The organism is Streptomyces sp. NPDC005752, from assembly GCF_040630715.1.
In the GTDB taxonomy this organism is placed as follows: Bacteria; Actinomycetota; Actinomycetes; order Streptomycetales; family Streptomycetaceae; genus Streptomyces.
This window is the reverse complement of record NZ_JBEXYB010000037.1, coordinates 25,760-38,472: the sequence shown is the minus strand read 5'-3', so window position 1 is coordinate 38,472 and position 12,713 is coordinate 25,760. Positions and strand designations below refer to the sequence as shown.

At 66.1% G+C, this 12,713-nt stretch carries 10 protein-coding genes; 4 read left to right on the top strand and 6 right to left on the bottom strand.

Features of this window, described 5'->3' with window-relative positions; all coding sequences use genetic code 11:
• Positions 1-49 precede the first annotated feature (49 nt).
• The gene (locus ABZ441_RS26970; protein WP_358978751.1) at positions 50-244 is read left to right on the top strand and encodes a hypothetical protein; all 195 of its coding nucleotides are present in this window, start codon (positions 50-52) and stop codon (positions 242-244) included.
• 157 nt (positions 245-401) lie between these two features.
• On the opposite strand, the gene ABZ441_RS26965 is transcribed toward ABZ441_RS26970, so the two are convergent.
• A complete protein-coding gene (locus ABZ441_RS26965) occupies positions 402-608 on the bottom strand; it encodes a hypothetical protein (RefSeq protein WP_358978749.1) in 207 nt (68 codons plus the stop codon).
• A 426-nt stretch (positions 609-1,034) separates the two neighbouring features.
• On the opposite strand from ABZ441_RS26965, the gene ABZ441_RS26960 reads away from it, so the two are divergent.
• The 3 genes from ABZ441_RS26960 to ABZ441_RS26950 are packed head-to-tail and all read left to right on the top strand — an operon-like array spanning position 1,035 to position 5,047.
• The gene (locus ABZ441_RS26960) at positions 1,035-3,173 is read left to right on the top strand and encodes a helix-turn-helix transcriptional regulator (RefSeq protein WP_358978827.1); all 2,139 of its coding nucleotides are present in this window, start codon (positions 1,035-1,037) and stop codon (positions 3,171-3,173) included.
• Between the two features lie 3 nt (positions 3,174-3,176).
• Positions 3,177-4,172, top strand: a complete 996-nt coding sequence (locus ABZ441_RS26955) for a hypothetical protein (protein WP_358978747.1) — start codon at positions 3,177-3,179, stop codon at positions 4,170-4,172.
• Positions 4,169-5,047, top strand: a complete 879-nt coding sequence (locus ABZ441_RS26950; RefSeq protein ID WP_030875066.1) for a DUF6339 family protein — start codon at positions 4,169-4,171, stop codon at positions 5,045-5,047. Before ABZ441_RS26955 ends, ABZ441_RS26950 begins: the two co-directional genes overlap by 4 nt.
• 12 nt (positions 5,048-5,059) lie before the next feature.
• On the opposite strand, the gene ABZ441_RS26945 is transcribed toward ABZ441_RS26950, so the two are convergent.
• From ABZ441_RS26945 to ABZ441_RS26925, 5 genes are read right to left on the bottom strand one after another with little or no spacing between them, the layout of a single operon-like run.
• Entirely contained in the window at positions 5,060-6,601 is a 1,542-nt protein-coding gene (locus ABZ441_RS26945; RefSeq protein ID WP_358978744.1) for a DNA cytosine methyltransferase, read from the bottom strand.
• Positions 6,598-7,629, bottom strand: a complete 1,032-nt coding sequence (locus ABZ441_RS26940; RefSeq protein WP_358978742.1) for a DNA cytosine methyltransferase — start codon at positions 7,627-7,629, stop codon at positions 6,598-6,600. The genes ABZ441_RS26945 and ABZ441_RS26940 overlap by 4 nt, the downstream gene beginning before the upstream one ends.
• Positions 7,622-8,116 (bottom strand): very short patch repair endonuclease, encoded by a 495-nt coding sequence (locus ABZ441_RS26935; RefSeq protein ID WP_358978740.1) that lies wholly within the window; start codon positions 8,114-8,116, stop codon positions 7,622-7,624. Before ABZ441_RS26935 ends, ABZ441_RS26940 begins: the two co-directional genes overlap by 8 nt.
• Positions 8,117-8,130: 14 nt before the next feature.
• Positions 8,131-11,049, bottom strand: a complete 2,919-nt coding sequence (locus ABZ441_RS26930; RefSeq protein ID WP_358978739.1) for a Z1 domain-containing protein — start codon at positions 11,047-11,049, stop codon at positions 8,131-8,133.
• 49 nt (positions 11,050-11,098) lie between these two features.
• Positions 11,099-12,628 carry an ATP-binding protein gene (locus ABZ441_RS26925; protein ID WP_358978736.1) on the bottom strand — a complete coding sequence of 510 codons (1,530 nt, stop codon included), beginning with the start codon at positions 12,626-12,628 and terminating at the stop codon, positions 11,099-11,101.
• Positions 12,629-12,713 lie beyond the last annotated feature (85 nt).

The window sequence follows — 12,713 nt, the reverse complement described above, 5'->3', positions numbered from 1 at the left end:
CCGGGGAACCCTCGTTCGCGCAGTACAGGTGAGTATCGGTCAGAATCACATGAACGGTACCGCCCGGGTCATCTGCTATCTCGTCAGCCGCATTCTGCACGAGTTCGAAGAGCTGGCGGTCGCCGTATCCACCCTGGGTGATGCGACGTTCGCCGTTGGCGTGCTCGGGAATGAGACCGGGATCGACTTCATAGGTCTGCAGAACGCGAGAGGACTGTTCGAGGACGGCGCGAATGACCGGTGAAGAGAATTCTGACACTGCTTTCACCACTCCTGCGGTGGACGATTTGACGGGATACACATGGAAGAGGCGAGCAATACTCGACAATGCCTCTGAACTGCTGCTATGTGGCGTGGCATCCTTGCGTGCCTACCGACTCCGGAAGTTTTGCCGTGCAGGGTCACTTGTGTTCGGGATCGGCTACTGCTGTATCGGTGCCGGGGAACCCATGGAAATCATCGACCGTCATTCCTGCCGCGTGGAGAACCTGTTTTCTTTCTGTTTCGGTGCGCGCTAACGCCAGCAGGAGCTGGACGGAGTGAAGTTCGCGCTGAGAATGAGGTTGAAAGTTGTACGGTGATTCTGTCTCATCAGGAGGGGCTTTCATGAGGTGTTGCGTCCTCCGGTTCGCCTCAGAGTCCAAATACGGTCAGCTCGTAGGGTGGGTGCAAAAAGACATAGCTCACCTGCGATTACAAAGGAGTTCCCGAGTGAAGCGGGGGTCCCGCCGCCATGGACGCTATCAGGGTTCACTCGATCGGGCTACGTGTATTTCCCGCCGGATATCCGGAGTGGACTATTCCCCTTGCCTGTATTTTGCAAAAGAAATTTGCAGCCCTGGGGGGGGTGTCACGCGGTATCGCGCGAGGTCTACCTGTGTGTCATTTCGGACATATTTCACGAACATGGCCATCCTCTACCTGGGGGGCGCCCCGCAGGTGAGTCAAACGTTGGTTGACGAGTCTGTCGGCGTCAAATTAGCCTGTCCATGACCGCGGATACAACGGCAGGAAGGCAGGGCGTGGGAGACCGCATGGAGGCCGGCGAGGAGTTCGGGCCTTGGTTGGGCCGGCAACTCAAGATCGCAAACAAGAGTCAGGCGGAGCTGGCGCAGGAACTGAACCTGACGCGGGCGGCCGTCTCGGCTTGGATCACCAAACGTTCGGTGCCCCGTCCCACCGTCATGGCGCAGATCGCCAGGGCGCTCGGCACGGACCTGGGCACGGTGCACACCCGTACCACCGACACGCAGGCAGGTCTTCCCGTGACCTGGTATCACCGGCCTGGTTACCAGGACGGTGGACGCGACGGCGGTAACGCCGCGGCCTTCGCCTTCGACGCGGACGTACAGGTACTGGCTCGCGAAACCTGCCAGAACAGTCTCGACGAACGACTCCCCGAGAACGGTCGCCCGGTGCGGGTCCGATACACCATCCACGAACTCACCGGAGAGAAGTTGGAGGCGTTCCGAGCTGCCGTCCTCTGGGACGAACTGCGCCCTCACTACTCCGCGGTCTCCGAGTCCGCCGCCGATCAAAAAGTCGGCCGCGTCGTGGACGCCGGGGTTCGCGACATGTTCGAGAAGGGGCGTCTGATCCTTCTGCGGGTCGACGACTACAACGCCTCCGGCCTCACCGGCGACGACTACGACGACGGCAAGTTCGCGGCCGTGGTCCGCCGGCAGTTGGAAAGCCTCAAGTCGGGCCGGGGCGCGGGTGGCTCCTACGGACTCGGTAAAGCGACGCTCTGGGCGACCAGCGCGCTGGGCATGGTGCTGATCAACTCCACGCTCTCCGTCCCCCACGAGGGTCGCACCGAGCGTCGCGTCATCGGGCGGCTGGAACTGCCGTGGCGTTCCGTCGACGGTGTCGCTTGGGCCGGCCCCGCCTGGCTGGGACGCCCCGACCCCGAGACGCACAACGCGGAGGTGGTCCGCTCCTGGTGGGCGGACAAGGAGACGGTCGAGCGTCTCCATCTCACCCGTGACAGCGACGAGCCGGGCACGTCCTTCCTCATTGTCGGCGCACACGACGTGGCGAGCCTGGACCAGGGCAAGTCGGACGCCGACGAGGACGAGGACGACAACGACGGGACCCATGACATCCGTGTCATGCACCGACGTCTGGTCGAGGCGCTCAGCCGGGATTTCTGGGCGGCCATGACCGGAGGTGGAAGTAAACTCCCGCTCCTGGAGACCTCGGTGTGCACGATGCGCAACGGTGACGTCGTCATCGAGGAGGAGAAGGTCGACCCCACCGAGACCCAGCCTTCGAGAACCCGGGCGCTGCGCGCCTTCTACGAGGGCACGACTGTGGACCGGCTCACCGAGTCCGGGCAGGTGGCTCTGCGCACTGTTCCGCTCCGGCTCCCGCTTGCCGGAGGGCGTCGTGGCACGCTCGGCACGCACGAAGCAGTTCTTCTGGTCACAGAGGCCGAGGACAAGGACGGCCCGCCGAACCACGTCCACTCATTGCGTGGCAACCGGATGACCATCAAGAAGTCCGGGGTCTTCGGGCTGCCGTTGGGCGTCACCCAATTTCAAGGCGTGTTGCTGTTGGGTCAGGCCGCGGGGGAGTCGGCCCCGTTCGCCGAGGACGCCGAGGAGTTCCTACGGGCCGCCGAGCCTCCTGAGCACGACCGCTGGGGGCAGACGGAGGAGCTGACCCTCCGCTGGTCGCACAGCGCGCACCATCGCATCACCAGATTGACCACCGAGGTCAATGCCGCGGTGAAGGACCTGGTCGTCCGGCAGAAGCGCCCGGGGTCCCAGGAGAGCGCCAAACTGCGCAAGAAGCTCACCGTCCCCCGCAGGGGTGCCGTGCCCAAGCGCACACTCGGGGGGCCGGCCGTTCCTGTCCTGGACGAACTGGACGCCGAGATCGGTGAGAACCGTGAGTGGCGGGTCACTGCCGAGGTAAAACTGCCGCGCCACGACGAGCTGCCTGCGATGACACCGGTGGTGTTGGTCGACGTCCGTTCGGGCAGCGGTCCCAGGCTCGAGTGGGCCGAACTTGTAGCAGTGGAGGGCTGTGAAGTCATGGACGGCACGCTCCACTTCGTTCCGGGAGCCCGCAAAGCCGTTTTCCGGGGCTCCACCGATCCCACCAGTCATCCGGTCCGTACCGAACTCACGCGGCTGGTTCTCGAACTCCGTGCCGGCACAGGGGAGTGAGGCATGAAGTTCTATCCCTACAAGCGGCTCAACCGTCCGATCACTCTGCGGGTGACCTCGGCCTCCCTCAAACTGCCCGACGGCAGCCGTGATCGCCTAGACACTTCTGCGTTCTCGACTCCTCAGCGGACCGTGGCCCTGGGGGTGGCGCAACACGAGGACTGGGTGTCGGCCCGAATCGGCCTGTCCGCGACCCTGCCGCCCGGGGCCACCGACTCCGACGCGCCGTGGAGTGATCTTCTGGTCCTGGCAGTAGTCACCGACGGCGACACCAACGCGCGCACAACTTCCAGCCTGCGTCAGGAGGCGCCGGACAGCAAGGAATGGTTCGGTGAGATCGAGATTCTCCGCGACCACCATGTGGGACGGGCTGAGCTGGCCGTCCACGCAGTGGCCACGGTCGATGGCGTGCGAGGTAGAGCGATCACCGAGACGGACATCAACTGGACGGTTGATGTCACTGCCGAGGAGCCGCTCGGCGGCCTGCGTCTCGACGTCAAGCAGGCAAGTTTCTCCAAGAGCGCGCGGGAATGGCTGCGTCCCTACACCGAAGCGCCTTGGGTGGTCGACGCCTCGGGCCGGCTTCCCCTGGTGATGGTGAACACCGACGTGGAGGGGTTTGCAGATCTTCTCGGCGGCGAGACCGGGGGGATGGAGAACAAGGTCCACGAGTTGCTGGTCTCCCAGATGGCCACCGATGTGTGGACGGCCGTGTTCCACAGTGCCGTCGGCGACTTGGAGGTCGAGCCCGACGGCTCGCCCGTATTCCCGGTCGATTGGCGCGGGGAGGTGCTGCGGGAAATGCTTCCTGACGTGGTGCCGGGCCTGAGCGCCGAGGAGTCACTCCGTCAGGTCCACCGTCGTCGGACCAGCGACACGGGATGGGCGGAGCTTCAGACCCGCGTCCACTACGCCGCAGTGCGCCGTGCCGGTGCGCGTCAGGCGCTCGCCCATGTACTGCGCGCGCTCCAACAGAGCAACAGGGAGGACACTCCGTGATCGAGAAGCCGTACCACCTTCCTCAACGACTCGGACTGCTCTCCGCGACAGCTGCAGACCCCTTCCTCACCGAGGACCTCCTCAAAGGCATCCAAGGACACGGAGGCGTCGACCTCGCCAAGGTCGTCGAACCCCTTCCGGAGGACGACGTCCGCTGGCTCGCGGAGCCGGTCAGGGAACTCATCGACGACGCGCTGCACCAGTTCAAGGACAACCGTACGAACGCCGACGGCTGGCTGGCACCTCGTCTGCATGCCGCTCTGCGACTCACCCGGCGGGAAGCAGCCGACAGGAGGATCTGGAACCACCTCGCCCTCGCCGTCGCCCCGGACTACGTGGCGTGGCGACACGCTCCCTCGGTCGCGTCGGGGCGGTCCGAGGCCCGCATCAACCCGGCACGATTCAAGGGATCCCCGGACCGGCAGTGCTTTTCCCGGCTGTGGTGGGCAGCGGAAATGTTCCGTAACGGAGCCGATTACCGGCCGGTTGTCACAGCTTGCGCCAACCAGGACCTGATCCACTACGCACTGCGCGTGGAACTGGTCGACCACCGCCCCACCGCGCAGGCTCTGGTCAAGGTCATGGAACGAGGCATCGTAGGCACCGGTCGTGGGATCAACGGACTGATCACGGCGATCAACACTGCCGGTGCCACCTTGGTCTATGACGCGTTGGCCCCGGACGAGCCACGTGATCCCGAGGCGCTCCGCCAGTGGGTCGCGGAGGCCGAGTCGGCTTCCCCCGTGCCGCGGCACGACCTGCCGATCGGACCCGACGAGGAGCCCGTACCGGAGACATCGGTGACCGCGCTCACCGAGTACTTCACGGAGCTCTTCGAGACGGCTCCCGTCAGGGACCGCGTACCTCAGGCATGAACGGGAGAGGGGTCACCTGCCGGTGAGCGGGTGGCCCTCCCACTCTCCGTGTTTGCGCACCACCACCGGCTCGCCGGGCTGCCAGTTCTCCAGATCGACGATGGCCCGTTCCATTCTGGCGCGGGCCTCCTCGTCGCTCAGTTCCGGTTCGAGGACATGCCGCAGCACGTGCAGGGCGAGCCGAGGTGGTACTGCGTTGCCGATCTGCTGGGGCTGGTCCTTGCCGTTCCACGGGTATGCGACGGGGAAGGTCTGGAGTACTCCGGCCTCGGCGAAGGTGAAGCGGCCCGAGCCGCCAGGAAGGTCCGTGACCGTGCCCTTGTGGACCAGACGGTTCCGAGACACCTTTCCGGTGATCGTCGCGGATGGCGCATCGTGGTCGCGTGTGCCGCGCGCGCCGGGGTCGCCGCCTGTTCCGTAGTTCGAGACGACGGTGAAGGCGGGGCGATCAGGCAGATCGGGCGCGATGTTCCGCGCCTTCTTGAGAGCTGTCTCCATGGACACCCAAGCTTCTTTCGGCGCCCCGTCGAGGCTTTCGCCACCGATGTCCCAGGGAAGTGTGTCCCTCGGGTCCGTCACCGTCGTCGACCCGTCGGCAACGGTCCGAGGCCGGTAGCGCTCGTGGGTCTCGGCCACCTCGGGGATGTCGGTCTCGCCGATCCGGGCCATGAGCACGGCGCGCTTGCGGGTCTGCGGGACCCCGAACGCCTCTGTGTGCAACAGCTGCGTCCGGGTCCGGTAGCCCAGGGTGGCGAGCACCTCGGTGTACTTCTCCCATACCGGCATCACGGCGGGAACCTGCTCCAGTACGACGGCTTCGTAGGGCTCCAGCCCGGGGCGTCGGCTCCGCTCGATCACCCACCACAACGGTTGGAGCACCAGTCCGGTCCGTTCGTCGCCCAGCTCCTCGAGCCGGTCCCTGAGGCCGTTCAGTCGGGTGCCCAGGGCGCTGTAGTCCTCGAACAGGTGCTTGAGATTTGTATCCTCGAGATCAAGTTCTTTCGAAGCCCTGAGTGCCTTCAGGATGAGCTTGATCTCTTTGGTGGAGCTGCCGCGTTCCTGGAGGCTCTTCTTGATCGCCTTGCGTTCCACGGAACGCAAGGACTCGACCTCGCGCTTCTCGGCCTGAATCTTCTCCGCTCGGACAGCTTTCTCCGCCAGCTCATCGGAGATGTCCCGCCAGGTGCGAGCGATGTCCTCCCAGTCCGCTCCGTCTGCGCGCACGACAGTGTGCAGGCGCTCGATGTACCGCAGGACGTTGTCCAGCGCCCTGCGACCGGCGCCGTGCCCGGCCACGGTGAAGGTCTGACAAGGGGGTCCCCCCGTCAATACCTGAGCGTGCGGGAAGAGTGCCGCGCTGTACTCCCTCACGTCGCCGTGGAAGGTGTCCATTCCAGCGGCTGCGCGGGTCTCGCACGCGTCCTTGTCCCACTCGATACCGGTGATCCGGTATCCCAGGACGTCGGCCGCCACATCCAGTCCCCCGGGCCCCGCGAACAGGTCGAGGATGCGGATAACCGCAGGTGAGGCGGACGTGGTCTTGGCATGGCTCATGTACGTGAAGTGTAGCCGGCGATCTGGTGTGCCATGGTCGGCCTGCTGGGACCGGGTGACCGCAGCGCCGTCGCGATCGCCTCCCCCAGCGCCCTGCCGACCGGCGGAGGGGTTGCGTGGCCGATCTGCCGGTACCGAGCCGTCTTATGGCCCGTGATTGTCCACCCGGGCGGGAACGACTGAAGGACGGCAGCCTGATCCACTGTCATTTTCGGCATCTCGGCCATGTCGTTCGAGCGCGGCCAGACGTAGTCGGGCCCTGGTACCTCGTCGGCGAATGCGTTGCCGTTCAGCCCCATACGAGCGAAGGCCCTCTTCGTGCCTGTCGGTCCGACATCCGGCCCGCCCCGGTTGTCCGAGCCCCCGACCAGGGTCGGTGCCACGTCCGACGCCTGGTCCGCCCAGGCGCCGGCCTCCGGCCAGCCTCGCGCGCCCATCGAGCGGCGCAGCGCACTGCCGAGCGAGATGCGCTCGCTCGTCGTCGGCACGGGCGGGACGAAGGCGTTGAACCACGGCTCTTTGATCGCCACGAGGACACCCTGCATCCGATCCTGCGGCACCCCGAAATCCGCAGCGTTCATTACAAGCCAGCAGGACCGGTAGCCGAGGTGCGTCAGTTCCTCCTCGATGAACTCCCGTGTGTCCGCATAGGCGGGCGAGTCGCCGAGAGCGGGCAGGTTCTCCAGCAACAGGGCGCGCGGCTGGATCGCGTGCAGGAGAAGGACTGCCGCCTCGACCAGCCGCAGTTCCGGTTCACTGTCCGCACGTCCGGTCGCGGCAGCGGACTTCACGCGGGGCAGGCCCGCCGAGAGTAGATCGACGTCGAGGCTCTCCGGATGATCGTCAGGGAGGAAGTCGAGCAGGTCCTCGCACAGAACTTTCCAATGCGGCCGGTTGTGCCGGATCGTTTCGCACGCCTGAGCCTTGTTGTCCAGCAGGAGCACCGGTGAGAATCCCGCGCTCTCCAGTCCGGATGCCAATCCGCCCGCGCCGGAGCAAACATCCACGAACGCCAGTCGGTCAGTCAACCGTTCCCCCTTGGTCGATAGTCGGTTGTTCTCCGGCGCCTTCCGTCCGGGACGGGCGTTCCGGCTGCTCGCGTCCTGCCTGGTCCACCACGACGCGTACCGCCTCCGCGACCTCCTCGGCCGGGGTGTGCTCCCAGAACCTGAGTACGGTCCAGCCTTGCGAGGCGAGGTGCTCAGTGGTCTCCGTGTCACGCGTCATGTTCCGGTCCAGCTTCTGTCTCCACCACTCTGCGTTCGACTTCGGTTGCGTCGCGTGCTCAGGGCAGCCGTGCCAGAAGCATCCGTCGATCATCACTGCCACCTTGGCCCGGTTGAAGGCGATGTCGATGGTTCGCCGGGACATTCCCGGCACTCGCTCGTTGATCCGGTAGCGGTAGCCCGCGCCGTGCAGCAGCTTCCGCACCGCCACCTCGGGGGCGGTGTCGCGGCGTGCTTGGCGGCTCATGCGGGCCGATACGCCGGGTGAGGACGGTTTGGCGGTGCTCATCACTGCCAAGTTTCCTATGCTCCGGCCTCTTCGCGATCGATGACGGCGGAATTGCCCCTGCTTGAGTCGAAGGCGCGGAAGCGCACCAGACTTCGGCGTCCGGAGTCCGTTGAGGCCGGGGCGACCAGGCAGAAGGCCATGACCACCGTCGCAGGATCTATTGCACCGTCGGAGGAGAGCCGAGGTTCGCTCTCCACCAGTGGATAGAGGATCAGCACGCCCCGTCGGTCCCGTGCGAGCGATTCGACCAGAGGGTCTTGGGAATCCTTCAGGGCGCCGGCCACCCGGAGGGCGACTCCGCGGTGCTTGGGTTCGCTGATCGCGCCGAAGAGATCACCACGGCGTCGAGTACGGCTCGCCAGTGAGAGGGGACGTGAGCCGATAATGCTCGCCTCGATCCGGGCCGCCGATGTCTGCTGCGGGACGATCACCAGCCAGTCGTCGATGCTCTCGCCGGCACTGCCCTCCGAGGCGAGGGATTCCAGGTGCGGCGAGAACTGGGCGGGGGTGGACCACTTCAGATCGCACAGGATGCCGAGTAGCGCGGCGTGGTCGATCGTGCCGAGAACGGCCTCGTAACTGTCGTCCCGGCCGTGGGACGAGCACCGCAGCGTGACGGTAACAGGATCCAGCGCTTCGAGAACGGCACGCCATGCCTCCGCGTTGTGCCGCAATTCCGCCGCACCCGTCGGATACGCCGTAGGTTCCACCCACTGCCCCGGCGACCGGATCTCCACCAGCTCCGCGTTGAACATCTTGTTCCGGGCCGCCGGCTTGAGCCAGGACAGGTGCTGCGAGACCAGCGGCGGGATCTGGGCCGGGGTGACCTGCGGCTTGCCGTCCACCAGGGTGGCGTAGCGGGTGAGCTGGGCCCGGAAGGTCTCCTCGTCGCGGCAGATCGCCTCGAAGGCTTCGTAGAGGTCGACGGTCTTCTTCTTGCCCATCGGTACCTCGCGGCCGATGTAGAGGCGCACCAGGTCGCGGTAGCCGGGGCGGAAGCCGAACCAGCGGCCCATCTGCATCAAGGTGTCGGCCTGCTGGGCGAGGCGGCGGTAGTACGTGACCGTGAGGCCCTCGATGGTGAAGCCACGGGAGAGCTTCGTGCCCCCCACCAGGATCTTCCACACGTGCGGGGTCCGGTCGAAGTCGAGCTCGGCCTGTTCGTAGTCGCGTTCGGTGGCGCCGTTGACGATGATCACCGGTTCGCCGCCCGAGTTGATCAGCTGGCGCGCCCGGGAGACGTACGGCTTCAGATCGTCGTACGACGCGGGGGCCGGGAGACCGTCGTCCGCGAAGCGCTGGAAATCGGTGGCCAGCAGGGTGGCGAGGCGTGCGTGGCCCTCCTGGCCCGTGTATGCCGACCGGTGCCACATCGAGTTGATTCGCAGGGCGAGGGCCGCGTGTTCCCGCTGCTGCACGGATTCGTGGACCAGCATCGTGTGGTGGCGGAACGGCCCCTCGGGCACGTCGCGGTCAGCCCGGTACAGCTTCAGCGCTCCCGTGAGGACGAAGGCGTCCAGTGCTTCCTGGAGGCGGTCTCCGCTGTCGTCGTAGATGCCGCGTACGTACGTCTCCTCGGCCGTCCCGTCGGACTCCAGATCGTGGAAGTCCTGCACGCCCATGTAGCCGGTTGGCCTGGGGAGCGAGATCAGGAAGTCCCTGGGGAAGATGTCCTCCTCGTCGCCGGGGTCGACGAAGACGTTGGCGAAGGGCGTCGCCGTGTAGCCGACGTACTGGGCGCGCGGAAGCAGGCCGAGGAGCTGTGTGATCTGGCCGTTGATGGCCTTCCGGGCGACCTTGCCGTCCTCCCACTTCTTGGGGTCCGTCGTGTTCACCGACGCCTGGTCGGATTCGTCGTCGATAATCAGCGCCGGGACTTCAGAGAGCATCGGACCGATCTTCTTCAGGTCCTTGATGAGCTTGGCCAGGACCGAGGAGTTCTTCTTCACCACCATCACGCGTGCGGCTGCGCGATGCAGGTTGTCCGGGCAGTACAGAGGCTGGGTGTGGTCCTGCTTGTCGATTTCGAGGGCCCGGATGCCGGTTTCCAGGCTCTTGTAGTCGTTGTCCCGCGTCGTGAGGCGCTCGATGTCGAACGAGCCCAGCGTCGACGGGCGACCGCCATGGCTGACGAACTTCGCCGGCCAGTCCTCGTCGTCCTGGTAGTCGATGCCGATGAGCGCGTCCGTGTCCGCCGGGTCGGTGCCGCGCAGGATGTTCTCGCGGCCGATCAGTTCCATGTCGAGGCGACGCTGGGTCTGGCCCCGCAGGAGGTTCAAGGTGCCGCCGAGAATGATGACCAGGCGGTATCCCGCGTCGATGGCCTTCGCCGTTACACCCGTGAAGTTGGCCGTCTTGCCTGACTGCACGTATCCGACGACCAGGCCCCGGGACCCGTACGCCTCGGTGCGGGTCGGATCGGAAAGGCGCTCGACCACGGCGTGGCTGGCTTCGTCCAGGCTCGACACGGCCGCGTCCGACCAGCCCTTGCGGCGCAGAGTCTGCTCGTAGGAGTTCCAGTAGAAGGCGCGTGCCGCCGCGGTGTCCTTCGAGTACCAGGACGTGAACTCCTTGCTGATGACCGTGGCCCCGGGCTCCTTGAACACCGGGACAGCTTCGTCCAGGGCCTTGCGCAGGTCCTCACCGAAGCCGAGGCGGTCATAGGTGTCGGTGCGCCTGGCGTCCGTCCGCGGCGGGGCATCGGACCAGTTGGACTGCTCCGCCAGGTCCCAGGCGGTCAGAGTGCGGTGCCACAGCGTGACGAGTTCGTCCCCCGGCCCGGCCGCGACGATCCGGTCCCGGAAGTGCCCGAGGTCGATGTCGGCCGGTTCCTCCGACTCCGAGTGCGCGAGGGCCAGCCTCGCGAATGCCTTCGGTCCCCGACGCATGGCCGCGAGGACGTCCCCGTGCAGGTTGGACAGATGGTCGGTCATGGCGAGACGGCTTTCTCAGAGGTGTGACAGGAGCGGATCGCGGCAGGGCTCAGCGGGTCATTTCGCACCGTGCCGCTGTCACCAGGACGCTGTTCCACAGAGCGATCTTGTCGGCTCGCGTGGCGCGGACCCGGGATTTCTGGAAGATCTCCTCCACCATCAGATAGAGCATGCTCTTGACGACCGGAGCGTCGTTGAGCCCGCCTCTGCGGTCACCGTTGAACGCCGTCCGGTACAGCTTGTTGAGCCTGATCTCACGCACGTCGCGATCGAGTTCGAAGAACAGTTCAGGTGCCAGGGACGCCCAGCGGAAGGTGATCGGTTCTTCCCTCTCCAGTTCCGGCAGTTCGTCCCGCAGAGTCCGTCGCAGTTTCGGGTCGAGCCCCTTGCCGGCGGGGATGACCGCGTCGCGAGTCACTTCGGTGACGCGCTTGGCGGCCTCCCGGTACGTCGTCTGCGCCTCCTGGACGTACTCACCGAACGTGTGGCCCGTCGCGTCCGCCGCCTTCTCCAGCCCTCGGGCGAAGGCCGGGGTGACTGTCACGCCGTCCTTCTTGACCGTCAGGCTGAAGACGTCGTTCGCCTCGGCCGGGAGATCGATCGCGATACGGGCCAGCGCGAGATGCCCCTCCGGGCTGCGGGTGCTGTTCCAGCCGCCCGCCTGGACGAGACGGTCGTTGCGGTAGATGTAGAAGCCCTGCCGCTCGGCGAGCGGGCCGATTCCGCGGAAGCTGACCAGCGGAGACTTCGGCTGCCAGATGTGCGCGGTCAGTGCCACATCGCCGACGCCCTCGACGGGAGCGGTGTACGTACGCGGGTAGCCCGCCCGTCCGGGAAGGCGGTAGCCGAACGGGTCGATCGGTTCCACACCCCGGTGGTCCAGCTCCTCCTTGGTCGTGACGTCCTCGACCACGATGTCGACGTTGAACGCGTCATCGGACAGGAAGCGGTGCAGATGGAGTCCGAGATGGGTCTCCAGCTTCTCGATGGCGTCGTCGAGATAGCGGTCGGCCTGCCCGGCGGTGATCGTGTCGAAGGCCCGGACCTTGTCCCAGCGGACGATCGTGCCGTGCCATTCGATCAGGCCGTCGTACCGGTCGACGAGGTCCCGGCAGTAGCCGGGATCCACGATGTCGCAGGTGAAGTCGGCCTGGGCGCGTGCCGTCAGCCAGCGGCGGCCGGTGGACGGGCTGCGCTTGGTGCGGCTGATCACGGTCAGGGACTCGGCGTGCGAGAGAGAAGCTGCCTTCAGACCCGCGCCGAAGTGTCCCAGGGCATTGTCGCCGTACTTTTGCCGGCCGCCCACCGTCATCGCAGTGTCGAGCGCCTCGTCGTTCATGCCCTGTCCGTCGTCGACGACCAGGAGACTGACCAGCCGGTCCTCGTCCCGCAGGAAGCTGATGACGACGTTGCGCGCGCCCGCGTCGATGGAGTTGTCGACGAGGTCCGCGATCGCAGCCTCGAAGCCGTAGCCTTGGTGCGCCAGCGACTCGACGTAACGGGCGGCGGGAGGCAGCCGCTTGCTGCCGGTCGTCGGGATCTCGTACTGCCAGTCCGAGGACGGCTGGTAGGGCGGCATGGGTTTCCTCGCACAGACGGAACGGGACCTGTGGGGGATGGACGGCCCGTAGCTAGTTGTTGAATGTGATCGTATTGCAAAGGTG